Source organism: Chitinophaga sp. HK235, assembly GCF_018255755.1.
Lineage (GTDB): Bacteria > Bacteroidota > Bacteroidia > Chitinophagales > Chitinophagaceae > Chitinophaga.
The window spans coordinates 8,118,907-8,144,371 of the sequence record NZ_CP073766.1 but is presented as its reverse complement, the minus strand read 5'-3'; the positions used below and the strand labels follow the sequence as shown (position 1 = coordinate 8,144,371).

At 48.0% G+C, this 25,465-nt stretch carries 23 protein-coding genes; 6 read left to right on the top strand and 17 right to left on the bottom strand.

Features of this window, described 5'->3' with window-relative positions:
- Position 1: 1 nt before the first annotated feature.
- From KD145_RS31500 to KD145_RS31485, 4 genes are all read right to left on the bottom strand, one after another.
- Positions 2-2,134, bottom strand: a complete 2,133-nt coding sequence (locus KD145_RS31500) for an alpha-L-fucosidase (protein WP_212003754.1) — start codon at positions 2,132-2,134, stop codon at positions 2-4.
- Positions 2,135-2,309: 175 nt separating this feature from the next.
- Positions 2,310-3,314: a tRNA (adenosine(37)-N6)-threonylcarbamoyltransferase complex transferase subunit TsaD gene (gene tsaD, locus KD145_RS31495; RefSeq protein WP_212003753.1), complete on the bottom strand. Its 1,005-nt coding sequence runs from the start codon at positions 3,312-3,314 to the stop codon at positions 2,310-2,312.
- Between the two features lie 63 nt (positions 3,315-3,377).
- Positions 3,378-3,578, bottom strand: a complete 201-nt coding sequence (locus KD145_RS31490; protein WP_212003752.1) for a hypothetical protein — start codon at positions 3,576-3,578, stop codon at positions 3,378-3,380.
- Positions 3,579-3,701: 123 nt separating this feature from the next.
- Positions 3,702-4,955 carry an ABC transporter permease gene (locus KD145_RS31485; protein WP_212003751.1) on the bottom strand — a complete coding sequence of 418 codons (1,254 nt, stop codon included), beginning with the start codon at positions 4,953-4,955 and terminating at the stop codon, positions 3,702-3,704.
- Positions 4,956-5,057: 102 nt separating this feature from the next.
- Here KD145_RS31485 and KD145_RS31480 point away from each other — a divergent pair, with 102 nt between their 5' ends.
- A complete protein-coding gene (locus tag KD145_RS31480; RefSeq protein ID WP_212003750.1) occupies positions 5,058-6,641 on the top strand; it encodes a peptide chain release factor 3 in 1,584 nt (527 codons plus the stop codon).
- 72 nt (positions 6,642-6,713) lie between these two features.
- Here the strand turns inward: KD145_RS31480 and KD145_RS31475 are convergent, their stop codons facing one another.
- The 7 genes from KD145_RS31475 to KD145_RS31445 form a co-directional block, all read right to left on the bottom strand.
- On the bottom strand, positions 6,714-7,205 hold the full coding sequence (locus KD145_RS31475) for a DUF6265 family protein (protein ID WP_212003749.1): 492 nt from the start codon (positions 7,203-7,205) through the stop codon (positions 6,714-6,716).
- Positions 7,177-9,099, bottom strand: a complete 1,923-nt coding sequence (locus tag KD145_RS31470; RefSeq protein WP_212003748.1) for a menaquinone biosynthesis decarboxylase — start codon at positions 9,097-9,099, stop codon at positions 7,177-7,179. The genes KD145_RS31475 and KD145_RS31470 overlap by 29 nt, the downstream gene beginning before the upstream one ends.
- Positions 9,100-9,207: 108 nt before the next feature.
- Positions 9,208-9,525, bottom strand: coding sequence for a hypothetical protein (locus KD145_RS31465; protein WP_212003747.1), 318 nt, complete (start codon positions 9,523-9,525; stop codon positions 9,208-9,210).
- Positions 9,526-9,579: 54 nt separating this feature from the next.
- The gene (locus KD145_RS31460) at positions 9,580-9,909 is read right to left on the bottom strand and encodes a hypothetical protein (protein ID WP_212003746.1); all 330 of its coding nucleotides are present in this window, start codon (positions 9,907-9,909) and stop codon (positions 9,580-9,582) included.
- A gap of 414 nt (positions 9,910-10,323) precedes the next feature.
- Positions 10,324-11,190: a DUF6089 family protein gene (locus KD145_RS31455; RefSeq protein WP_212003745.1), complete on the bottom strand. Its 867-nt coding sequence runs from the start codon at positions 11,188-11,190 to the stop codon at positions 10,324-10,326.
- Between the two features lie 183 nt (positions 11,191-11,373).
- On the bottom strand, positions 11,374-11,721 hold the full coding sequence (locus tag KD145_RS31450; protein WP_212003744.1) for a DsrE family protein: 348 nt from the start codon (positions 11,719-11,721) through the stop codon (positions 11,374-11,376).
- A gap of 54 nt (positions 11,722-11,775) precedes the next feature.
- Positions 11,776-12,087, bottom strand: coding sequence for a hypothetical protein (locus KD145_RS31445; protein ID WP_212003743.1), 312 nt, complete (start codon positions 12,085-12,087; stop codon positions 11,776-11,778).
- Positions 12,088-12,507: 420 nt separating this feature from the next.
- Here KD145_RS31445 and KD145_RS31440 point away from each other — a divergent pair, with 420 nt between their 5' ends.
- On the top strand, positions 12,508-13,434 hold the full coding sequence (locus KD145_RS31440; RefSeq protein WP_212003742.1) for a helix-turn-helix transcriptional regulator: 927 nt from the start codon (positions 12,508-12,510) through the stop codon (positions 13,432-13,434).
- 134 nt (positions 13,435-13,568) lie between these two features.
- Here the strand turns inward: KD145_RS31440 and KD145_RS31435 are convergent, their stop codons facing one another.
- Positions 13,569-14,657 (bottom strand): family 20 glycosylhydrolase, encoded by a 1,089-nt coding sequence (locus KD145_RS31435; RefSeq protein ID WP_212003741.1) that lies wholly within the window; start codon positions 14,655-14,657, stop codon positions 13,569-13,571.
- Between the two features lie 128 nt (positions 14,658-14,785).
- Here KD145_RS31435 and KD145_RS31430 point away from each other — a divergent pair, with 128 nt between their 5' ends.
- Entirely contained in the window at positions 14,786-15,925 is a 1,140-nt protein-coding gene (locus KD145_RS31430) for an AI-2E family transporter (RefSeq protein ID WP_212003740.1), read from the top strand.
- A gap of 147 nt (positions 15,926-16,072) precedes the next feature.
- Here KD145_RS31430 and KD145_RS31425 read toward each other — a convergent pair whose 3' ends face one another.
- The 5 genes from KD145_RS31425 to KD145_RS31405 all read right to left on the bottom strand — a co-directional run bounded on the left by KD145_RS31425 (position 16,073) and on the right by KD145_RS31405 (position 23,762).
- Complete coding sequence (locus KD145_RS31425; protein ID WP_212003739.1) at positions 16,073-19,192, bottom strand: efflux RND transporter permease subunit; 3,120 nt, start codon at positions 19,190-19,192, stop codon at positions 16,073-16,075.
- A 17-nt stretch (positions 19,193-19,209) separates the two neighbouring features.
- Positions 19,210-20,322, bottom strand: a complete 1,113-nt coding sequence (locus tag KD145_RS31420) for an efflux RND transporter periplasmic adaptor subunit (RefSeq protein WP_212003738.1) — start codon at positions 20,320-20,322, stop codon at positions 19,210-19,212.
- A 17-nt stretch (positions 20,323-20,339) separates the two neighbouring features.
- Positions 20,340-21,620 carry a TolC family protein gene (locus KD145_RS31415; protein ID WP_212003737.1) on the bottom strand — a complete coding sequence of 427 codons (1,281 nt, stop codon included), beginning with the start codon at positions 21,618-21,620 and terminating at the stop codon, positions 20,340-20,342.
- Positions 21,621-21,690: 70 nt separating this feature from the next.
- Entirely contained in the window at positions 21,691-23,064 is a 1,374-nt protein-coding gene (locus KD145_RS31410) for a HAMP domain-containing sensor histidine kinase (RefSeq protein WP_212003736.1), read from the bottom strand.
- The gene (locus KD145_RS31405) at positions 23,061-23,762 is read right to left on the bottom strand and encodes a response regulator transcription factor (protein WP_212003735.1); all 702 of its coding nucleotides are present in this window, start codon (positions 23,760-23,762) and stop codon (positions 23,061-23,063) included. Before KD145_RS31405 ends, KD145_RS31410 begins: the two co-directional genes overlap by 4 nt.
- A gap of 169 nt (positions 23,763-23,931) precedes the next feature.
- Here KD145_RS31405 and KD145_RS31400 point away from each other — a divergent pair, with 169 nt between their 5' ends.
- Genes KD145_RS31400 through KD145_RS31390 form a run of 3 tightly spaced genes read left to right on the top strand, consistent with a single transcriptional unit; the run spans position 23,932 to position 25,460 of the window.
- Positions 23,932-24,489, top strand: coding sequence for a GNAT family N-acetyltransferase (locus tag KD145_RS31400; protein ID WP_212003734.1), 558 nt, complete (start codon positions 23,932-23,934; stop codon positions 24,487-24,489).
- 21 nt (positions 24,490-24,510) lie between these two features.
- Positions 24,511-25,008 carry a GNAT family N-acetyltransferase gene (locus KD145_RS31395; RefSeq protein WP_249219675.1) on the top strand — a complete coding sequence of 166 codons (498 nt, stop codon included), beginning with the start codon at positions 24,511-24,513 and terminating at the stop codon, positions 25,006-25,008.
- A 38-nt stretch (positions 25,009-25,046) separates the two neighbouring features.
- Positions 25,047-25,460 carry an EamA family transporter gene (locus KD145_RS31390; RefSeq protein ID WP_212003733.1) on the top strand — a complete coding sequence of 138 codons (414 nt, stop codon included), beginning with the start codon at positions 25,047-25,049 and terminating at the stop codon, positions 25,458-25,460.
- Positions 25,461-25,465: the final 5 nt, after the last annotated feature.

Below are 25,465 nucleotides of genomic sequence, written 5' to 3'. Positions count from 1 at the left end.
CTTATTTTTGCTCCATCTCAATTGACAAATTAGGCATCCGCAGATTACGGTGCACAGACACCGGCCTCGCCTGCCTTACCTCCAGGGCTTGTATATCCTCGCTACCGGCTACCTGCTGTGGCAATGGCTGTATATACATTACCTGCGGCACATTACGGTGAATAGCCCATACTGACTGCTTCGCAAAACGGCTGTAAAACTTCACCACCAGCTGGTTTTTACCTGCTTTTAAAGGCAACAGCAGCACTTCCGTTTGTTTACCACCCCTTTCAGGATTGTTATATACTACCTGTTCTTCTCCGTTCAAATATACGGCGATACCATCTCCGCTGGTAAATCCTACCAGGTAGCTGCCCGCCACCGGAGCGGTAATTTCCTGTAATATGTACCAGCCCAGGTTACGGTCACCCGGCGTGGTTTGTAATTCATCATTTTTCCAGTCAGCACGCAATGTCCATGGCTTACCGGCTTTGGCAGACAATGGCTTCGACACATCAATATGCCGTAAATCCCCGTGTACACCGTCAATACCTGACCAGTAAGGACCGGAATAATACATCGGGCCCCATTGCAGCTGTTCCGGATGGTTGTTCAGTTTTTTGGGCACTCCTTTGTTAAGGGTAATTTCACGCGCCATACCATTGAGTGTGAAACGCACTGCCCTGTCCTGTTCTGCGGCACTGTACACCACGCTGAGGCGTGCAGGTTTACCGGCGGTGAAAGTCCAGCGGTCACCTACCTGGCTGCGATAGTAACTGTCGTAATCAATACCAGAGAAGCTGTATAAAGGAGTAGCATTAGCCCTGCTCAGTACAGCCGGGTTTTTCAACAGGTGCACCGGCACAATGTCTACCCTATCCTTACAGCTGAGCGTCAGCACCTGAACGGTTTTGTCTGGTACCTGGAATCCGGCAGGCAGCTGGATAACAGTCGCACCGTTTTTAACGGACACTTTACACTGCAGCTTTTTATTACCATCCAGCAGGCTCACCTGCGTCACCTGGCTGGTCAGCCCCGGCAACGTGATAATCCCGCCTGCAGGCGCTTGTAGCAGGTGCAGATATAATTTTCCAGGTTTGGTTGTGATCTCTCCCCAGGCAAACGTAGTATCAAAGGGGTTAGCCTGCGCGCCATAAATGGCCTCCCCGTTATGTTTCAGCCACTCGCCGTTGGCCAGCAGCACTTCTTTTTCAAAGTCCACTACTGATCCATCTCCGCGTGGGCCAATGTTCAGCAGGTAGTTGCCGCCACGACTCACCACTTTGATAAGTCCTGCCAGCTTCTCATGCGCCTTGTCTGCCACAGGACCGTGTTGTTGCCAGGAGCGGTATCCCCAGGTCTCATCATATACAGAAGCCGGTGTTTGCCAGGCAGAAGCAATTTTATAGTCCGGATACTGGTTGTCGCCCATTACACAAAAATCACCGGCATCATTGCCCAGCCGGCCGCTTACCATACAACCAGGCTGCAGATGATGGACGATTTCTGCCAGGTCCTCACTCTGGGCAGATGTCAAAGAGCCCATATCAAACCATATCTCAGATACAGGACCGTAGTTGGTCATCAGCTCCGTCACCTGTTTTTTATTGAACTCATGATGTTCGGGAGTGATAGGATCACTGTTACTGCTGGAGATAGGATAAGCCTGCGGGAAATGCCAGTCTATCAGGGAAAAATACATCCCGAATTTCAGGCCATGCCGCCGGCAGGCATCTGACAGTTCCTTCAGCACATCCCGCTTAAACGGGGTGGCATCTACCACGTTATAATCGGTGTAGGCGGAATGGAACATACAAAAACCATCATGATGTTTGGAGGTCATCACTACCGACTTCATTCCAGCCGCTTTGGCCAGCAGCACAATAGAGTCGGCATTCCAGTACTGCGGATTAAACTGTTTGGCCACATCACCATACACATCGCTGTAAATCCCGGCATGTGACTGTATCTGCTCACTGTAGCCACGGGTAACAGGCTTCCCCTCCCATACGCCACCCAGGGTGGAATAAATAGCTCCCCAGTGGATGAACATGGAATACTTCTGGTTCTTCCAGCTGTTCTGCAATACCGTGTCTTGTGCCAGGGCCGCAGTGGAGACAGACAACCCCCATAAAAAAATGATGATCTTCTTCATAATACAAACAAGTCCTTTTGATATGCCTACAGATCCTGTAGGAAAGGGTTAAAGCTAAATCGTTAAACTAAAAGAAAGGGATAGCATCTTCTCTTTTAGTAGTGGTAAATTGCCTGCCACAGCCCATAACGTGCTGGCATTCCTCACCTTACATCCACAGTATCTGTCGGTTATATTAAAATGCAGCCCTGGCCGTAGGTACGGCATCCAGCGGGGAAAACTCACCGGCCAGGTACTTGTAATACGCTGTAATGCCGATCATACCGGCATTATCAGTACAGTACTCAAATTTAGGGATAAAGGTGCGCCAGTTATATTTTTCACCATACTCCTGCAAAGCGGCCCTCAGTCCACTGTTGGCACTCACCCCGCCGGCGATGGCCACATCCCGCACTCCCGTTTCCTTGGTGGCTTTCAGCACCTTGTTGAGCAGGATGCTGATGATACGCCCCTGGATGGAAGCACAGATATCAGGCAGGTTTTTGCTGATGAAATCCGGGTCCTTCTGCAGATTCTCCTGCAGGAAATACAGAATGGCTGTTTTCAGACCGCTGAAACTGAAGTTCAGCTCAGGGATACGCGGCTCCGGAAACTTAAAACGGTTAGGGTCTCCTGTTTTGGCATATTTATCGATCAACGGACCGCCGGGATAAGGCAGGCCCAGGATTTTGGCACTTTTATCAAAGGCTTCGCCGGCTGCGTCATCCAGGGTTTCCCCGATAACCCGCATTTTAAGCGGACTCTCACACAACACAATCTGGGTATGTCCTCCGGACACCGTCAGGCAAAGAAAAGGGAAGGAAGGTTTGGGATCGTCAATAAAATTAGCCAGTACATGTGCCTGCATATGGTGCACCCCTATCAACGGAATATCCAGGGCCATAGCCATGGATTTGGCAAAACAACTGCCTACCAGCAGAGAGCCTATCAGGCCCGGAGACTGGGTAAACGCAATGGCACTCAGCTCCTCCGCTTTCACCCCCGCTGTACGCAGGGCAATATCCACTACCGGCACGATGTTCTCCTGATGAGCCCGGGAGGCCAGCTCAGGAATCACACCTCCGTACTGTTCATGTACTTTCTGGTTCGCTATATGGTTGGAAAGGATCTTTCCGTCTACCAGCACTGCCGCACCGGTGTCGTCACAGGAAGATTCAATCGCTAGTATTTTCACTGACATAAGCGGCAAAAATAAACAAAAAAGGCGGGAAAACTCCCGCCTCTTCTATATACTTACTATCCATTATTTCGTTTCCTGTATGCAATCTATCCGCACCACCCGGCCTCCCATGCAGTTCGACATCCGGTCTTTCAACTCCATAAAATCAAACTTTATCACCTGACCCGCCTTCAGGGTAAACCCCGGATTGGCAAACTCTACCGGTTCCAGTGTGGTGCCGTCTTTCATGGCTATCACCAACCCGCAGCCGTCAATACCACTCATATCCTTTACCTCGCCCGTATATCGGCATGTACTGATCGGCGGTGACGTCTTGCACGCTGCAAATATAATCAGAACAGTTAATAGCCGCACTGTTTTCATAACAGATTATTTGAGGGATGATCATTAATTGCTCCTGATGGCCACTACCGGATCCAGTTTGCTGGCAAAATATGCAGGTATAAAGCCCGCCAGGATACCCACCACCGCAGAAAAAACCAATCCCAGCACAATGTTGTTCAGGGAAAGGAACATCTCGAAGGGGCTGACCAAATTTATGACAACTGTACAGACATATACCAGCACCAGCCCAAAAGCTCCCCCGATAAGACATAAAAGCACCGCTTCCATCAGAAATTCCGCCAGGATAATACCCCTTTTGGCTCCTATGGCTTTTTTCAGGCCAATAATGCTTGTTCTCTCCTTCACCGTCACAAACATAATATTGGCTATCCCGAAAGCTCCTACGATCAGGGCGAAGATCCCAATAAAAAAACCTCCTGCGTTGATCGCACTAAAGATGGAATTAAGGCTGTCACTGGCAGAACTGATCTCATTCAAGGCAAAATCATCGTCCTCCCTGGGTTTCAACCGGTGGGCTGCCCGCAAAACCCCTTTCAGCTCATCTTTCAGCTGGGACATAGATGCACCGGGCCTGGCCTTCACCAGAATATACGGGTCCGCATTACGACGCTCATCCACCAGGGTGCGGGCAAAACGGTATGGCACCATAATCCCGTTATCATAATTCAGCCCGCCTATCATACTCTCTCCCTTTTTCTTCAACACCCCTACAATCTTCACATCCCGGCCCATCACCCGCACGGTTTTACCCAATGCCTGCTCCGCAGAAGGGAAAAGTCCATCCCAGACGGTTGCGCCCAGGATGCCCACATTAACACCGCTGTTGCACTCCGTATTGGCGAAAAAACGCCCATGAGAGATCTGCAGCTGCTGAATCCGGTCAAAATCATTGCTCACCGCCATCAGGGACACACCCTCCATATAATCATTCCCATATTCCACCTTTTTGCCAGCTACATCAAAGTTGAAAGAGGAAAAACTGGCGCTCTGCACCTTATCCTGTATTATCCGGAAATCTTTGTACTCCGGCACCGGCCGGTTCATATATTTCCACCAGGGATAATCTCCGTTACCCCCCCAGGGCCATTTCTGGACGTATATAACATCATCTCCCAACTGGGCAAGGTCTGTACGGATATTCCTTTCGAGGCTGTTGGTGAGCGTAAAAACAGCAATAATACAGAAGATACCGATCGTGATACCCAGCAGCGACAAAAAAGTACGCAACTTATTCACCCGCAGCTCCTGTATAGCCATCTTCAAACTAGTCACTAATATTTTTAGGGTTGCTATCATATTCCAAATTTAACGGATTTATCTACTCACTTCAAGCCAATAAACACGAAATATAGCCGGAAAAAAAATTTAGTTACCTTTGCAGCCATTTTTTGGTTCTATATGAAGTACGCTAACGAAATAAATAAAAGAAAATCCTTTGCTATCATCGCCCACCCGGACGCCGGTAAAACCACCCTCACAGAGAAATTCCTCCTGTTTGGCGGCGCCATTCAGACTGCCGGCGCGGTGAAATCCAACAAAATCAAGAAGCACACCACTTCCGACTTCATGGAAATAGAACGGCAAAGAGGTATCTCCGTAGCTACTTCCGTAATGACCTTCGAATATCGCGATATCCTGGTCAACCTGCTGGATACCCCCGGTCACAAAGACTTTGCGGAAGATACCTACCGCACCCTCACCGCAGTAGACAGCGTAGTGCTGGTAATCGACTGCGTAAAAGGGGTGGAAGCACAAACCGAAAGACTGATGGAAGTCTGCCGCATGCGCGATACTCCGGTAATCATCTTCGTCAATAAAATGGACCGCGATGGTAAGTATCCCTTCGACCTGCTCGATGAACTGGAAGAAAAACTGAGTATCCGCGTAAGGCCCCTCAGCTGGCCCATCAATATGGGTAAGGACTTCAAAGGTGTATACAACCTGTACGACAAAAGCTTCGTCGCTTTCCAGCCCAATAAAAAAGCTACCGACGAAGATGTGGTGGCACTCCCCGACCTCAGCAGCAGCTTTGTAGATGAGCACTTCGACAAGATCGATGCCGCTCAGCTCCGTGGCGATGTGGAACTGATAGAAGGCGTGTACGACACCTTCAACAAGGAAGAATACCTCGAAGGCAAACTAGCACCCGTATTCTTCGGTAGTGCCGTTAACAACTTCGGTGTAAAGGACCTCCTGGACACCTTCGTGGAAATTGCCCCCATCCCCCGCAACCGGGAATCCTCCACCCGCGAAATCGATGTTCACGAAGAAAAATTCAGCGGATTTATATTTAAAATCCACGCCAACCTGGACCCTCGTCACCGCGACCGTATCGCCTTCCTCCGCGTTTGCTCCGGCAAATTCGAAAGAAATAAATTCTATCATCACGTTCGCCTCGACAAAGACGTGCGCTTCAGCAACCCTTACAGCTTCCTGGCCCGTGAAAAAAATATTGTGGACGATGCCTTCCCTGGCGACGTAGTAGGTCTGTTCGATACCGGCAACTTCAAAATCGGTGATACCCTCACCGAAGGCGAAAACTTCTACATCACCGGTATCCCCAGCTTCTCACCCGAACTGTTTAAGGAACTGGTCAATAAAGACCCGATGAAAACCAAACAGCTCGAAAAAGGTATCCGTCAGCTCACAGATGAAGGAGTTGCCCAGCTGTTCACCCAACATGGTGGCAACCGCAAAATCATCGGCTGCGTAGGCGACCTCCAGTTTGAAGTTATCCAGTACCGTCTCCTGCAGGAATATGGTGCCGCAGCCCAGTTCAATACCCTGCCTTTTTATAAGGCCTGCTGGATCACCGGACCTAAAAACAAAATCGAGGACTTCATCCGCTTCAAATCTTCCAATATCGTGGAAGACAAAGATGGCCACCTCGTTTATCTCGCCCAGTCCGAATGGTACCTCAACACTGAAAGAACCAACAACCCGGACATTCAGTTCAACTTCACTTCCGAAATACATAAATAATTCTATCTAATAATAAAAAGAGAGAGGGTGTATCACTAGTGATACACCCTCTCTCTTTTTATTAGCATAAGCTTATTCTGCTCTTTGGTACGGGAAAATATACTCTTCCGTAGTCCCGTCCCTCTTCCCTATTACCCTGGCTTCCAGATGATCTTCATCTTTAAACCGGTAGGTCACCTTCTGCGGGAAATCATTCTCCAGGTCTTCTGCCACAAAACCGATCACTTTCAACACCCGTAGTTTCAACCGTATGGGCAACGGAGAAGTCAGGCCCACATAGGCTGGAATAAAGAAGATATCATTGCCGTGGCGCACCAGCTGAACAGATTGCTGCAGGGCACTATCAGCCCCTGCGACCCGCCAGGTCTTGCCGGCCCAGGTAGAGTCGTTGGCCCGGCTCCAGGTCTCCACTACCGTGCCTCTCCGGGTTTTGTATACCCAGGTGCCGGCGAGTTTATTGAGCATCCCGAAATCAGCAGGACGTACCTGCGCAGCAGTGGTCACACTGCCTGCCAGCAGGAGGAGCAGCACAAGGCTACTGCTCCACCACAGCTTCTTCTCCATAGATCTGATGTTTATATTTAAGGGAAGGTGAAGCCACAAAGGGGCCTATCTGCAGGTCCTTCCAGATGGCATCCACCTTACGGATAGTAGCGTCATCAGCCACAATGATGTTAGGCCAGTCACGTTCGAAATTATCGAGCAGCCTGGTTTTCAACGTCCCGTCCATACCAATGGCGCCAATATAGCGGCCAGCCTGGCCTGCAGGTTTGTTGATCACAAAACTGTCGCGTTTAGGGTCCATGTTATTACAGAAACGCCACAGGGCGGATGCCAGGTCGGTCACGTCTACTGTATGCTCCACATACAGCACCATTTTCACACCTGCCAGCACCGGCAGGGCATACAGCTGCTCATTCAGTTCCCGTACATGGAAAGGACGGTTTTTCTGTACAGCAACAAGGATACAGGGGATATCCATGGCCAGCAGGCTGCTGTTGATATCCTTTATCTCCGGAAACTGCTGCATGATAGAAGCTTTGTCTATATCACGCGGGGCGGCTGCCTCCAGGTAGGTATTATCTGTTTCTTCCTCGTATTTACGGGTACCGTCGATGCACATTTTACCACCAAAGCCCATTTTGGAACAAGAGTGGTCCAATACGTCCATTGGGCCCTGGCTCAGGTAGATGTCTGTAGCAGGATTGAGATGACGGAACACGTACTGCGCCAGCTTTTTATAATCCGTTATATCTTCACCTTCATCAGAAACGACCAGTATTTTGTTAAACATCATTTGTCCGGCGCCCCACATGGCATTCATCACTTTCTGTGCCTGGCCGGCATAGTCTTTTTTGATCTGGGCGATTACCAGGTTATGGAATACACCTTCCACCGGCATTTCCATGTTGATGATCTCGGGTACCAGCGTCATTTTGATAGGTGCCAGGAAAATACGCTCGGTGGCTTTACCAATCCAGGCGTCTTCCTGTGGTGGGATACCTACTATCGTAGACGGATATACGGCATCTTTACGATGGGTGATGGCGGTTACATGGAAGCGGGGGTACCAGTCGGCCAGTGAATAATAACCGGTATGGTCACCAAACGGGCCTTCCCATATCAGGTCTTCCCCAGGGTCTACATATCCTTCGATCACAAAGTCTGCATCTGCCGGCACTTCTATCTCCGGCTGGGTGATACATTTTACCAGTTCTACCTTCTTTTTACGGAGGAAGCCTGCCAGCATGTATTCATCCACGTTTTCGGGGAGTGGTGCGGTGGCCGAATAAGTATATACCGGATCGCCGCCCAGCACTACTGCTACCGGCATCCGTTTATTCAGCTTTTTATATTCCATGAAGTGTTTGGCCGATACCTTGTGTTTGTGCCAGTGCATGCCGGTCATATCTTTTTCGAAGACCTGCATGCGGTACATGCCTACGTTGCGGCTGCCGGTGAGAGGATCTTTGGTATGTATCACGGGCAGGGTGATAAAGGGGCCGCCGTCTTTGGGCCAGCAGGTGAGTACGGGCAGCTTTCCTAAATCGGGGTTAGCCATTACTACTTCCTGGCAGCTGCCTTTGCCGCTGACTACCTTGGGCATCCAGGAGGCAAACTGTCCCAGCTTGGGCAGCATGGCCAGTTTGTCGAGGATGCTCTCCTTGGGTTTGGACAGCATTTTAAAGAGATCTTCTATTTCCCTGGTCACATCATCCAGTTCCTGTACGCCCAGAGCCATGCACATACGTTTATAGCTGCCCATGGAGTTGATCAGTACCGGGAAATCATAGCCGGTATTTTCAAACAGCAGGGCTTTGCCCCCGCCGGGCATTTTACTTACCCTGTCGGTAATTTCCGCTATTTCGAGCTTTGGGTCTACAAATGTGCTGATGCGCAACAGTTCACCTTCCTGTTCCAGTTTCTCTATAAAATGCCTGAGATTTTTATATGCCATGTTAAATATTCTAATAAACCAGTCAACAAAAGTAAAGATCCCGCGCCGCAATAAAAAATGCCCCCTGGTATTATACCAGGAGGCATCCCATTTATCTGTCCTCAGTTATCAATTGGCAATGGTCACACCTGCGTGGAAAACCGCTCTGGGTCTTGGTGCGTAGTATGGTCTTGGAGGTGGTGGCGGAACCGGTACCGGTACTGCTACCGGGTAATAGGCTGGTTCTGCATATACCACCCTTCTTCTCGGGCGATAACAATCGTCGTCTTCCCAGCGGCGGCAGTCCCTGTCTCTTTCCTTCCAGTATTTACGTTCCCATTTGTCGCAATGTTTTTCATGTCCATAGCCGTGGCCCCAGCCTCTTTGGGCATAAGTAGTTGCTACTGTGCCACCCAGGAGCAGCATGAGGAGGAATACTTTTTTCATGTTTTTGGTTTTTTTTAAGATCGGTTGGCAAATAAATGTTGTAGTGTGTTGTTCTTACAGGTTATACAGTGTAACGACGGTATTGGAAGCGTAATAAGCGCCCGGATATCCGGCGTAGCTATACCTGTATTTGTGATGATGGTGTTTGTGTTTTTTGTAGTGTTTGCGGTGTCCTGGTGGAATTGGTCTCGGTGGCCGGTGCAGATGCGGTGGTCTCAGAGGCCTTGGCGGAAACGGCGGTCTTGGTGGCAGCGGCGGATGCGGAAGATGCCTTGGGACCGGAGGCGCTGGCGGCAGTGGTGGTGCCGGTGGGCGATGCTGTGCAAATAAGCTGACAGTACCAACCAACAACATCAGCACAGCTAAATATATGATCTTCTTCATGGCACTACTCATTTTTAATAAATACAGGTGAATGCATACCAGCTTATTTTACAGTCATCTTGTTTCATTACTCTCTCCGCGATTTGTGAACCATTCTCCGGCTACTTTAAGCTGGTGGCTGCGATTCTTTACCTGTTTAAACAAATAAATTCAACAACTATGCCAATAAAAAAATCCCGGCTCAACAGGGCCGGGATACAGTTTATAAATGGACTTTATTGGGGGTTGAAAGTCAGGTCGAGTTTGTCAAACATTATGCCAACTGTGATGGATGATTCTTCTGATGTTCCTGATATCGAAGATAAAAGCGAAGCCCTCATTGGTGTCAATGAGGGCTTCGCTTTTATCTTCGATATTAATCTTCTACATTAATCTCCCTATCAGGAGTATCAGAAAAATCAGTATTCGTCACCGTTACAGTCTGACCGGGCATCTGGTGGCTTTCACCTTACCCCATCCGCCACTTCCGCCACCGAGGCGATAGGTAATGGTAATGCCAGAGAAGGCATACCAGTCTTTATGTTTGGCAGAGCCACGTTGACTACCATCTGACGGATATACGCCGGGGGTTTGTTTGCCGGTAAGTTCGTCGCCACGGAAGGCCATGTCTACCGCTTTCTGACCACGGTAGGCCAACAGCGTGTTCTGGTCTACGTAGTTAGTACTTACATCATCCAGGTAATCCGTGGTGGTAGGCCTTAAACCTATTTCAAAACCCAATGTCCAGTTGTCGTTGAGCATTGCTTTAAAACCGGCTCCCATCGGGAAGGAGAAAGCAAAAAGATCGTAGGGCTGACGCTGAGGATACTGCGGAAGGCCCTGTCCTTCGGTGCCCAGCGGGCGTAAACGCACCCTGTTACCGGATATGTCTTTGGCCGTAGGATCAAAACCAAAGCCTCCCACACCTATGAACACGTAAGGGGTAAATCCTTTTTCATCTAAATCAAGAAAATTAACTTCCGCAATCAGGCTGCCTTCAAAAATATTGGATTTAAAACTGAGGTTACGGGCTTTGAGCGCATCTGATGCGTTGGTACTGTCGGCACCAGTGGCAATGCCCCAGGTAAATCCGGCACGAAGGGTGAGGTAAGGGTTGATGTCTTTTCTGACAAGCAGGCCAAGCGCCGGACGGGTATACCGCATGTCTACCTTTTGCTGTACAAGATCTCCACTGTAATTACTAATACCGGCAAAAGCACCTATATGCCAATCCTGCGCAAAGCTGAAAATGGGTAAAGCCATGGACAACAACAGTGTTCCGGTAAATTTTCTCAATTTCAAAGTATTTGGTTTTAAGAGGTTAGTCCTAATTAACTGCTTAATTTAACGTCTCTGGTAACAGTTTTATTTGGTTCGGCCTTTTACAAAAGTTTCAGCCCCAACAAAAAGCCGTTAAAGATGTAAAAATAAACTAATAAACCAATTAAGTAATACGCAGATCAAACAAATAAGGAGAAAAACCCATCAACAACGGATATACGACCATCCTTCAGCCTGTCTTTCTACCAGGTGGGCTACCGCTGCCGGCACTACCTGCACAAAGGAAAGCAGCTGGTCCATCTGCAGCTGTTTACCATTGATTGTGTTCTGGCAGATCAGCCAGCTGACGGCCCTGTCGTAAAGATCCTCCACCCTGCCGGCCAGGGGATTGCCGGCAGCAAACAACAGTCCATAGGCATCTCCATGCACTACTACTTCCACGGTTATACGCACCTGCCGGTCATGATAATACTGGAGCAGGTTGTTTAACTGTCCCAACATGGCTTTCTGGGCCTCCGGGGTGGAAGAAGTGATCTGGAAAACTACTTTCATGGGAACAAACCTACTGAAATACAGGTAATACAAGAAAAAAAATACTGGTGGATGTTACCCCTGATCTTCAGGTAATCCGCCGGCATCCCGTGCCGGTCCGTTGGGGTCTTTATGATTCTGCAACTGCAGGCTGTTCAGCCTTTCCTGCAACTCCTTATACTTTCGGGTAGCTTCCCTCAACTGGAATACCAGGGAAGCCGACCGGATCTCCTGCTGGTGAAGATTCACCTCTGCCGCCAACAATGATTTCCGCTGATGGACCAGTACCCTCCAGCATAGATAGAGCACTGTCCCCAGCAGTAACAACAAGGGCACCAGTATATACAATACCGTGGCAAGACTGCTGCCGGACTCCTGTAACGGCACAACCCCGTCCTGTACAGTATCACTGCTGGCACATCCCCCTAAGAGTAATGGCAGGACTAAATATCGGATGTAAGATGAAAGTTGCAATGTCTTTTAATGGCGTTCCTGGTTAAATAACCCTATGGCTAAAATTATTGAATCAGACAGAGAAAAATTTGTCCATTCTGGCTTTTTTTGATGCAAATTGTTAGTAACATTGGGGGTAAATCGACTGGAAAAATTACATCAGCGGAACAAAAATTCAAGCTTTCACGTTATAGATCATTGGTTGTCAATCTTTAATTTTTTTTTCAAAAAAACAAGGACGTTACGCTCAAAAAAAATTAAATTGGTTGATAAGTTCAATCAACCGCGCCCTGATAAGTCTTATAAGGAAGTAACACCACCCAAAACATCCCATGAAGTAACCAAAAACCGTGTATGTCAAAATCCGCCAATCCTACCAAACAACAACTTGAACAGCTTGCCCTGCAAGGACTTTCCTTTGCTGATGACCATGTAAGCGATGTTTTCAGCATCAAAGATGTGTCTGACCGCCTGGGAATCTCTTACTCCTACTTCTATCACAGCTTCGCAGACTATATGGGAGAACCCTTCTGGCATTATGTAAAACGTCATCGCCTCGAACTCTCCGCCGGTCTACTCCGACATAGTGGTCACTCCATCGGTGTCATTGCCGACCTTTGTGGTTATGCCACCACTGCGGCTTTCAGCAAAGCTTTCAAACAGCATTTTAAGGAAAGCCCCAAAGAGTTTCGCCGTATATCGGAACTGCCCAACGAAAAAAGGACCATTCAGATCATCCAGGCTATCACCACCGTCGCTGGTACAGATATCTTCGGCAATTTCTTTCAGTACGACCGCGGCGATAAAGTACATCTGCCCGATAGTATGCTCTACTACTCCCTGCTCTCACGCGGCCAGAACCCCATCGGGGAAATGATTGCCAAAATGAACCAGTACTACAGCATCTTCAGCAAAATACTCGGACAGGTAGAAGTACCACAAGCCAAAGTCATCACCGGCACACTCGACTCCGTACCAGTAACAGACTACGAAAAAATCTCCATCTACGCAGGTGTCAGCATCCCCCTCACGGCTGTTGCTGCCCATCATCATATGGACTATAACTTTCCTTACCTGATGAAAAAACGCATTCCGGGAGGACACTTCCTCCGGTTGCCGGTTCCCATGGACTTTGCTACCGCCGGCATTCCCATGTACAACTTCATTAACCAGAACTGCAAGGAAGGTAATTTCAAAATGAGCGGAAACCACTTTTTCATGTCACTCAACGGTACACAAAGCTGTGAAATATATATTCCGTTATTACGTAAACATTACTGAATTGTAACTGTGATTGGTATAATGCTAATGAAGGACATGATTAGCAGATATAAGCGAAGATTAAAAGTAAAATGATCTTAACTCATCTCCTGTTAATCTTCGCTTATCATATTATCATGATCCATCATAATCCATCATGGTTGCATCACAGCCCGGAAGCAGTTGGCACTGGTGTTTACCGTATCTTCCTGAGGCTTGCCCCTGCCGTAAAATTCGTCCAGGAAATGGCCGGCATCTGACCAGATGGTTTGCATCATGCCCTGATAACGAGGTTTCATCTGGGGGGTGGCGGTGCTGCGGAAATCGTACATATCTTTCAGTTGCAATAGGGCATTGGCGGGTTTGCGCCAGGGACAGGTGATAACACTTAATCCTTTGGAAGCAAAATATACCGGTGTTTTATCAGGCCGCTCATAGTGCCAGTCGCAGATCATAATATCTTTAGGCACCAGGTCTATGGCGCGGTGCGTATTGTTCATGCTGGCTTCCCATTCACCCATGCCGGTTGTTTTACCATCCAGCAAACGGTCGCCCCAGATCCAAAGCTGGCGGCCTTTTCCGGCCAGGTGATTACGAATGGTCCATACTTCGCCGGCATACAGCTCAGCTTTGTCGAGGCCACTGCAACGCGGACATTTGCTGTCTCCGATATAAAATACCTCGTCCATGCCCGCATGAAAGGCGGTGGCTTCAAATGCCTCACAGATCTCATCTACCAGTTCAAATACCACCTTGTGCACACCCGGATGCAGCGGGCAATAACTCTTGCAATACAAACCATCAGCATTGGGCCACTCATATTTGGCAGGCATTTTCACCCAGGGAGTCTCATCAAATTCGGGATACACTCTGAGCAGGTTCATAGTGGTAGTAGCCCACGACTGATGCCCCAACAGGTTGATCTGCGGGATCAGACGGATATGATGCTGTTTACAGACCTTCACCAGCTCTTTGACCTGGGCTTTCGTCAGCGCACCAGGGTCTCTCAGCTCCGGATGAGAGGTAAATTCATAATTAAAATCTACCCGCAATACCAGGGTATTGATATTACGCGGGGCCAGCTCCTCGCTGATAAATTTAATAAACGGAGCCAGTACAGCCTGGGTAGGTGCTGCAATACAAAAGCCTCTTACCGGCAGGGTATCTTTGGGCTGCGCTTTTGTGTAATACGGGTACAGTACAACGCTGCATAACAGCAGCAGCATGGAAAATAGTTTTTTCATAATGGAAATTTTTCTAGCGGTCAACAAAATACCAAATGAGCGGATGATATACAATGAAATCCGGCATTAGACAATTTTACATACAAAAACAACTGATTTTTAATAAATTTGACTTAAAAGAAAAATCCATGACCGAGTTTAAGCTCCCCTTTAATGCGAGACTCACCTTTACCCTGTTGTCGCTCATTTTAATGGTATACATTGCGCATGTAGGCAGGGAAATCATTATCCCGCTGTTATTTGCCTTTCTGATTTCCATCATGTTACTACCTGTATCCCTTTTTCTGGAGAAGTACAAGTTTCCCAGAGGCCTGGCTGCCGCGCTGTCGGTGCTGCTGTTTATAGTGGTGATAGTGGTGATTATGCTGTTGATGGGCACACAGATGCAGTCATTTATTGCCGACTTCCCCCAGCTGGAAAAAAAGCTGATATTTACTGTCAATTCCCTGCAGGCCTGGATCGATGAAAAGTTTCACATCAGTTCCAATGCCCAGCTGAGCTATCTGCAAAAAGCTGCGCTCGGCACCCTGGGCACAGCCACCAGCTTCATCAGCCAAACCTTTCTCTCCCTGTCTTCGCTGATCATCTTTATCGTTTTTGTATTGCTTTATTCGTTTTTCATACTGTTCTACCGCAAGCTGCTGGTCACCTTCCTGGTAAGGCTTTTCCATGAGAAACACCGGGAAACACTGCTGGGCTTAGTAGCACGAACCCGCTTCATTATCAAAAGTTATGTAGGCGGCCTCATGATAGAAATGGTAGTAGTGGCAATCCTCAATACGACCGTATTTCTGATACTGGGCATCAAATACGCTATCCTGTTAGGGGTCATGGCAGCCATCTTCAACATCATTCCCTATATCGGCATCTTTACCGCACTGATCATCAGCATGCTGGTAACCCTTACCACCAGCACGCCCCTCGCTGCCCTCCAGGTAGGCATCGCACTGTTTCTTGTTCATCTGCTCGACAGTAACGTACTGCTGCCACGCATCGTAGGGTCCAAAGTGAAGATCAATGCACTGGTTACCATCATTGGTGTTGTACTGGGCAATATGTTATGGGGTATCCCCGGCATGTTCCTCGCCATCCCTATCATCGCCATTATCAAAATCGTTTGCGAGAGTGTGGACTACATGAATCCCTGGGCCATTCTGCTGGGTGATGAACAAAAAGAAGTGGTCAAAAAAGCCAGCGAGGTAACAGAAGATAAGATTCAGGAAAAGAAGAATGATCAGGACCAGGGACAAGAACAAGCCCCCCGGTAACTTGATTCATTTAATGTAAAATGATACTCCTGATATGTTTTGAACCAGGATCATTTTGATCAATACAAATGCCCCTGATACGTTTGGTTAATGTATTTAACAAACTTATCAGGGGCATCACTTTTAATCATCTGTTATCACAGTTTATCACTGCTCTGCTTTACGTAACATTCTCCTGTACACCCAATAAAAGACTATCGGGAAAATAAACAGGTTGAACAGAGTATCTGTTATCAGACCGCCGATTACCACACGGGCCAGCGGGCGGGCTGTTTCAGAACCGATGCCATGGCTCATCGCGGCGGGCAGCAAACCGATGGCCGCCATCATGGCCGTCATGACCACCGGACGGATACGGGATTCCACCCCCTCCTGAATAGCTTTGGAGAGATTAAAATCCGAGTATTGATGCATGGTCCGGATATTCGTTTTGAATTTTGTCAGCAGTATCACCCCGTTTTGTACACAGATACCAAACAATGCAATGAAGCCGATACCGGCAGAGATACTGAAGTTGACGCCTGTCAGCCACAGCGAGAAAATACCTCCGATGATGGCAAAAGGCACGTTGTTTAATACCAGCAGGGAATCCTTTACCTTACCGAACAGGATGAACAGGAACAGGAAGATCAGAAACAGACTGATTGGCACCACCTGCGTAAGTCTTTGGGTAGCGCGTTCCTGGTTTTCAAAATCACCGGCCCACTCCAGGGAATAACCTTTAGGCAGTGTGATCTGTTCATGTACTTTATGCTGAGCCTCTGCTATCGTGCTTCCCAGGTCACGGCCACGTACTGAGAACTTAATCGCGCCATAACGCTGGTGTTTGTCGCGATAGATCATACTCGGACCTATGATATGGCTGATGTCTGCAATTTCTTTCAGTGGTATTTTATTACCACGCAGTGTGGGGATGGTCAGGTTGCCGATAGCTATCTCGTTTTCCCGGAAGCTCTCCGGATAACGGATACGCAGATCGAAGTTTTTCTCTCCTTCGTAAATTTTGGTGGCGGCCTTTCCACCGATCGCCATTTCGATCACGGAGTTGGCATCTTCTGTGGTAACACCATAAAGGGCCATTTTCTGCTGGTTCAGGTTGATCCTCAGCTCCGGCTGGCCGATATTACGCATGATACCCAGGTCTTCAATACCTCTGACCGTCTTAAGAATTTTCTCGATCTGTTCTTCATGTTTTTCCACCACTTTAAAATCATCTCCGAACAGTTTCACCACAATAGATCCTTTCACACCTGATACAGCTTCTTCCACGTTATCCATGATAGGCTGGGAGAAGTTGAGCGTAACACCGGGCTCTCCGTCCAGTTTGGCGTTCATACGGCGTATCAGTTCTTCCTTGGAGATACCGCTCTTCCACTGGTCCTGCGGATAGATATCTACGTGAAACTCTATGTTGTAAAAACCGGTAGCATCGGTACCATCATTAGGACGGCCTGTTTGCGACATCACCTGTCTTACTTCCGGGAAGGTCAGTATTTTCTTGCGCAATTCGTCTGCTACTTTTACCGACTCGCCGAGCGAAGTACTCAGCGGACCGGTAGCGCGGATGTAGATGGCGCCTTCGTTCAGCTGCGGCAGGAACTCCGTACCCAGAAAGCGGAAACAGTAAAGTCCAATGGCCAGGATAATCAGTGAAATGGTGAATACGAACCGTCTGTGGCGGAAGGTGTAATTAAACATGCGTAAGGTGGTCCGATGCACAAATTCCAGGAAAAAGTTGTGTTTCTCCTTCACATCCTTCCGCAGCAGTACACTGGCTAATGCCGGTACCAGCGTAAAGGTGAGGATCAGAGCACCCAGCAGGGCAAAACCGAGTGTCCAGGCCAGTGGCGAGAACATTTTACCTTCCACTTTTTCGAAGGTGAAGATCGGCAGCAGGCCTGTAATAATGATCAGCTTGGCAAAGAAGATACCTTTACCATTTTCCATACAGGCCTTGCGGATCATCCCCAGCTTGCTGAGTTTGTTGAACCGCTCCATGCCCACCTGATGGGCCTTTCGGTCGAGCATCACAAAGATGCCCTCCATCATTACCACGGCCCCGTCTATGATGATACCAAAATCGATGGCCCCCATGGAGAGCAGGTTGGCACTCATTCCTTTCAATCGCAGGCAGATGAAGGCAAACAGCAATGCCAGCGGTATTACCACCGATACAATGATGGTAGTACGCCAGTCAGCCATGAAGATGAATACGATGACTGTTACAAAGATGATCCCTTCGATCATGTTGTGCAGTACCGTGTGGGTAGAAAAATCGATCAGGTCTTCCCTGTTATAGAATGTTTTGATTTTTACGTCATCGGGCAGGATACGGCTGTTGAGCTCTTCGATTTTTTCTTTCAATCCTACAATCACGTTGGCGGGGTTTTCCCCTTTACGCATCACCACGATACCTTCTACCATGTCGTTATCACGGTCGCGGCCCACCTGGCCCAGACGGGGCAGCGCCGATACGGTCACCTCGGCCACGTCTTTTACCAGGATGGGCGTACCGCCGATATGGTCTACGATGATATTTTTGATTTCCTCAACATTGTTGAGTATCCCGATACCGCGCACTACATATGCTTGCGCGTTTTTAACGATCACATCACCCCCTACGTTGATATTACTTTTTGACAATGCCTGAAACATCTCCTGTGCGGTGATGCTGTATTGCACGGCTTTATCAGGATTCATGGTCACCTGATAGATTTTCACTTCACCACCGAAGCTCACGATGTCGGCCACGCCTGGTACTGCCAGCAGGTTACGTTCTACCACCCAGTCCTGCAGTGTTTTCAGCTGCTCGATCGTCAGCTTGCTGCTTTCCAGGGTATAACGGTAGATCTCTCCTGTAGGCCCGTATGGCGGTTCAATTTCAGGGTCTACCCCATCTGGCAGGTTGGCCGATGCGAGGTTGTTGTTGATCTGTTGCCGGGCAAAAGTATCGTCGACATCATCTGCGAAGATCACTTTTATCACAGACAGCCCGAACAGGGAAGAAGAACGGATATGTGTTTTTTTCTGCGCCCGGTTCATCGCAATTTCGATGGGACGCGTCACAAATTTCTCCACTTCTTCGGCACTGCGTCCCTGCCATTGGGTGATAATGGTCACAGTAGTGTTGGTCACATCCGGGAAAGCGTCCACACCGATCTGTTTGAAGCTGATGTACCCCATGACGGCCATGACACCGGCAGCAAAGAAGATGAAGTATTTATTCTTAAGAGAAAAAGCAAGTACTTGCTTAATGAATTTGTTCATAATGCTGGCCTTTAGGTTTACTGCTGCTGATCGCTCAGTGTGTTATAAATAAATACCTGCCGTGAAGCGATGATACGCTCCCCGTCCTGTAATCCGGAGGCGATATAGGTCCGGCCTTCCACAGTTCTGGATATTTTAACCTCGCGGATCGTTACGCCTGGTTTGGCGTTGGTCAGCACCAGCACATAATATTTATCGTGGTCGAAAATAACACCCCGGGAAGAAATGCTTACCAGGTTGGAATCTGCATGTCGTTTGGCCTGGGCGCGAACAAACATTTCCGGTTTGAGGAAAAAGCCGGGATTGTCTACCACTACCCTGGCCTTCATCACTTTCGTTTCCGGGTCGAGTACATTATAGATCTTATCGATTCTACCAGTAAATGTTTTATCGGGATAAGACAAGGTAGACATCTGTACCGGATCACCTTCCCGGATACTGGAAATATCAGACTCAAAGACATTGATGACGGCCCATACATTGTTCAGATCGGCCACCACAAAGATGGGGTCTGAGTTGTCGGGCCTCCATTGCATATTTTCCGCTGTTTTTTTACTGATTACAAATCCGGGCACCGGCGCTTTCACCATATAGCTGGTCTGATGTGCACCACCATTAATTTCCAGTACGGCGCTGGATTTATTGTACGCAGCTACTGCCTTGTCGTAGTTGCGTTTGGCTTCTTCGTAGTCTTTCTGGGAGTTAAGTCCGCTTTTATAAAAAGACTCTGCTACTTCCATATTGCGTTTGGCAGTGGCCATATCATTGGCATTGATACGCTGATCGGCTGTAAATCCGGCCATTTCAGGGCTTTTGATAACAGCGAGCACCTGGCCTTTTTTTACAAAGTCGCCGGAATGTACTTTTACATCTGTCACGATACCGCTTACCATCGGGAATATACGGGCGGTCTTATCTTCATTCTCACTGATCTTACCGGTCAGATAAATTTCGCTTTCCAGTGGCATGGCGGTAGCCGTATCTACCACCAGGGTGCGGAGCATAGAATCTGTCAGTGCCCACTGGGTGGACTTTTCAGGAGTCTTTTTGCTGCCGCAACTGGTGGTAATGCCATAAACGGATATAATAAAAACAGCTGCAGGTATATAACGCTTCATAATATTTTGCATGATTCGGGAATGTTTTATCAGAAATGGTAGATAGTGGAACCGGTAGCGAAGTTGATCTGCTCCAGTGCATTGAGTCGGTTGTATTTGAGCTCATTCATTTTGAGCACGTTGTTCCGGTAAGCATCGTAGAGGTCGATGAACTCCAGCAGTCCAATGTAATGCAGTCCGTAGTTTTTCTCCACTTCATGCATCAGAGCGGTGTATTCCTGTTCGAAGCCGGGATCAAATTCCTTCATCAGCTTATCTGTTTTCAGTGCCTGCTGAAGGCTGTTCATCACATCATGTTCCAGCTGATCCTGTGTTCCGGTAAGTTGCAGCTTGCTGTTTTCCAGTGTGGCCTTTGCCATTTTGATATTGCCCTGGTTACGGTTAAAGATGGGCAATGGCATGGATATATTGAGGCCGTTGTAATTTCTTTCGAAGTTACCCTGTTTATCGTAGGAGAATCCCATTTGTATATCAGGGATAGCTAAAGACTTTTGCAGACGGAGATTAAGATTATTATACTGCACGTTTTCCTGGGCTATTTTCAGATCGTAGCGGTTGGCACGTGCGGCATCAAGCAGGTTCTGGTAAGATAAGGCCTGTGCAGGCACGTCCGGCAAGGCTTCCGGCAGCTGTGGTTCTATGACTGTAGTGGCAGGCACCCGCATCAGCAATGCCAGATCCGACTGAGTTTGCTGGATATCATTGGACAGTTCCAGTGCATCATGCTGCAGATCATATAACAATGATTTGATACGGATGATTTCTTTGGGAGCAATATTCCCCATGGCCTTCTGTTGTTCAAACACCTTTACAATCTGCTGCAGGAAGGCTATCTGACGGCCAAAAGTCTGAAGGGATTGTTTTTTATAGTACAGATCAATGAAGTTATCATGGAGTGAGAAACGCAGTGTACGTAACAAATCGAAGAACTGGTACTCTGTCATTTTCACGTTGCTCTGTGCCACTTTGATCGCATTGTTGCGATGGCCGGCAATCCTAATCAACTGCTGTACCTGGAGTGAATTCTCTCCATCGTAGCCGAAATCAAACAGTTTTTTGGTGGTGTGACTGTATAAAACATTCTCGAAAGTCACTTGGGGATTGTCCCAAAGTTTGGCAGTGATGACTCCTGCTTTGGCCGCGTCTACATTAAACCGCTGGGCCAGCAGGGTGATATTTTTCTGGAGGAGCTGCTGTTCCGCCTCTGGTAGTGTCATTCTCAGGGTATCCGGTGTTTGCGCAAAAACGCAGCTACACCACAGGATGCCCAACAGTACAGATAAGGCGTGTAATGCTAGTCTATTCGTCATACAACATATTTTTCGTTGCAAAGATGGCGATAGGCTATTAAGCAGTAATTAGAATGAAGTTAAAACAAAATTAGATTTTAATCTCAGCGGGAAAAAAAATGTTAAAGGTTGTTCCCTGACCGAGAACACTGCTGACAGTAATGGAGGCCTGATGGAGCTGGAAGATTCTCTGGGCCATAGCCAGTCCGATGCCATAGCCGGAAAATGTATAGGCGTTGTCTGCCCGGTAAAGGGGCATAAATATTTTATCCTGTTCACTGGGCGCGATACCAATGCCTTTATCGCTGACAGACAGTACCATGCCGCTTTTGTTATAGGTAAGGCGGAGACTAACGGGCTGGTTATACGAAAACTTAAAGCCATTCCTTACGATGTTCTGCAGTGCCAGCATGAGCAAGGCTCTGTTACCCCGCAAAGTCAGGCGGGCTGCATCTTCAGGCATATCGTTCATGATCACGTCTGCCTGCAGCGGTGGAGTCTTATAACGCCAGTGTTCCTGTATTTCCCACAGCATTTCGTCGAGCCGCACCAGTTCTGTGTTGGCAGCAGTAAGGATCACATCCACTCTGGTGAGCTGCAGCAGGCCGTCGGTGATCATTTTGAGTTTCTCTGACTCGTCCAGCACTGTGCTGAGGGTGGTGATGTAGTCTTCTTTATTTCGTTCGCGGTGAAGGGTTACTTCAATTTCACCGATAATGGTGGTCAAGGGAGTACGCAACTCATGGGATGCATTAGACACAAAAGAACGCTGCATTTCAAAAGCCTGTTCCATGTGCTGCAATAATTCATTGAAGTTCCTGGCCAGTTCATCAATTTCATCTTTGTTGCGGCCTTGTTCCACCCGCATGTGCAGGTTGTTGGAACGGATACGTTTTACCTGACGGTTGATGCTTTGGATCGGCTGCAGGGCTTTGCTGGCAAACCACTGCCCCAGCCCGTAAGTGACCAGCAGCGATATACAGAGGATGATGCCCAGGATCAGTGCCAGGTACTGCAGCTGTTGTTCTCCGGGCTTGTTTTTGGCCGTCACGATCACTACAAAGTCGCCCTGATTATCGGGATAAAACATGCCTACACCATATTTATTTTCCCCGAAGGTAAAGCGATAGGTGCCTGTTTTACGGATGGTGTTGAGCAGAGAGTTGGGCCAGGTATATTTGATATTCTCCAGGAAAACAGGTTTATCTTCCTGGTCGTAGATATTGCTGGATTCGTCGGGGATGCTCTGGCGATAGCTTTTTTCTATCTCCAGAAATTTCTTTTTGGTGAGCTCATCTTTTTCGAGGTATACCTGGGCTGTTACGAGCGCCCTTACCTGCAACAGTTTAAAGAAGCTGTTGCGGATATACTGGGCAGACAGGAGATATATCAGGATAAACACCCCGGTGAGGATAATACCAGTGATAAGGGTAAACTGTAGTGATAAACGATGTCTTATCTTCATAGCTGTTGCTGCCAGGTACCTTTAACTTTCATGACGTACCCCATCCCCACCACTGTGTGGATCAGCTTTTCACCGCTGAAACCCTTTTCTATTTTGTTGCGGAGATAGTTCACGTAAACATCTATTGTGTTAGTGCCGGTGTCGAACTCCAGTCCCCATACGGCTTCGGAGATAAGAGCGCGGGACAGCACCTTGCCGGTGTTTTTGAGCAACAATTCCAGCAATGCGTATTCCTTGGCGGTGAGGGTGATCTCCTGTCCTTCCCTGCTGGCTGTTTTGGAGGTGGTATCCAGGCGCAGGTCTGCCAGGGCAAGGATTTCCTTTTCCTGTTTGAAATTGTTTTTACGGCGTGACAGTGCATTCACCCTGGCTACCAGCTCAGAGAAGTGGAAGGGTTTAGCGAGATAGTCATCTGCGCCGGCATTGAGACCATCCACAATATCATGGGTAGCGTTAAGGGCTGTCAGCATCAGTACCGGGGCTGTCACATCGCGGGCCCGGAGGTTTCTGCAGATAGTGAGCCCGTTGATGCCGGGCAACATGATGTCGAGGATCACCAGATCATAGTCTTCTGCTATGGCGGCCTGCTGTCCCAACAGTCCGTCTGTATACACTTCCACCTGATGATGATGTTCTTCCAGTCCTCTTTTAATAAAGGCACCTACTTTGGATTCATCTTCAATAACCAATATTTTCATACATTCAGTATTATTATACTATGATCTATGCAAAATTAGGAATGTTTATGTTGGCGGGCATTAAAGCCGCATTAAAAATGCCCGGCCTCTCTATGAACTTTTATTTCAATTGTTAGTACAATTTAACGATATCAATTAGTTTTGCAGCAACCTAAACAGGCACCGTATCATGCAATTACCCTTTCTAAGCACTGAGCAGCTGGTGCTCCGGCCTATCACAGAAAAAGATACCGCTGCTTTGTTCTCCCTCTTTTCCAAAGAAGAAGTGACACGGTATATGGACATTGATGCTTTCTCCAATATTACTGAAGCTACACAGATCATCACTTATTTCCGAGAAAACTGGGAAAAACAGGAAGGCATGCGCTGGGCCATTACCCTCAGGGGCCTGGATGAGCTGATAGGCACCTGTGGTTTTCATCACTGGAATAAAACACATTACAAAATTGAGCTGGGGTATGACCTGTTGCCTGCTTACTGGGGCAAAGGTATTATGACAGAAGCGATTGGAATAATTCTGCAGTTTGCATTTGAAGACCTGCAAGTGAACCGGGTAGAAGCATTTGTAGACCCTGTCAATACAGCCTCTTCACGTTTGCTGGGAAGGCTGGGCTTCCAGCATGAAGGTATGTTGCGTGACGCTTTTTTTGAGAAGGGAAAATTTGTAGATGCAGAGCTGTACAGCCTGCTGCGCCGGGAATATAACCGGGAGGCCATCTGGCAATAATCTTTATTTTATCAGACATATATGAATTTGCAGTACAGAGATGCAGTCCTGGAGGATTTACCTGAGATAGTAGCTATTTACAACAGTACCATTGCAGGGAGAATGGTCACGGCCGATACTTCGCCGGTAAGCGTGGAAAGCCGTATTCCCTGGTTTCATGAGCATAATCCGGAGCAACGGCCGTTATGGATGGTGTACCACGAAGGGCAACTGATCGGATGGATGAGTTTTCAGTCTTTTCATAGTCGTCCGGCCTATAGCGGCACAGTAGAGATTAGCATTTACCTTGCGGAAACAGCCCGGGGTAAGGGTTTTGGCAAAGCCATCCTGCAACATGCCATTGACATGGCACCTAAATATGGGGTGCACACCATAGTGGGACTTATCTTCGCGCACAATCTTCCCAGCCTGAAACTGTTCATCGATAAAGGATTTCAGGAATGGGCCCATTTGCCGGATGTAGCTATCCTGGACGGGGTAGAAAGAAGCCTGAAAATACTGGGATATAAGGTTAAATAATTACGGATGGCATCCATTCGCAATTAAAAAATACATATATGTGGTGGATTTACGCTTTGTTATCAGCTGCCTTTGCAGCGCTCACGGCCATTTTTGCCAAGATAGGTGTGGCGGATATTCCGTCAAACCTGGCCACCGGCATACGTACCATTATTATTTTGCTGGTAGCCTGGGGTATAGTGCTGGCAAGGGGAGAATATAAAGGAGTAACGCTTACGCGGCATACCCTGTTATTTCTGGTATTGTCGGGCCTGGCTACTGGTTTCTCCTGGATTTTTTATTTCAAGGCCCTGCAGGTGGGCAAAGTATCACAGGTTGCGCCGGTAGACAAACTGAGCGTGGCACTGACGATTATTCTGGCAGCGGTTTTTCTGCAGGAGGCTATCACCTGGAAAACGGCGATTGGTGCCCTGTTGATTATTTCGGGCACGCTGGTACTGATTATTAAATAAGGAGG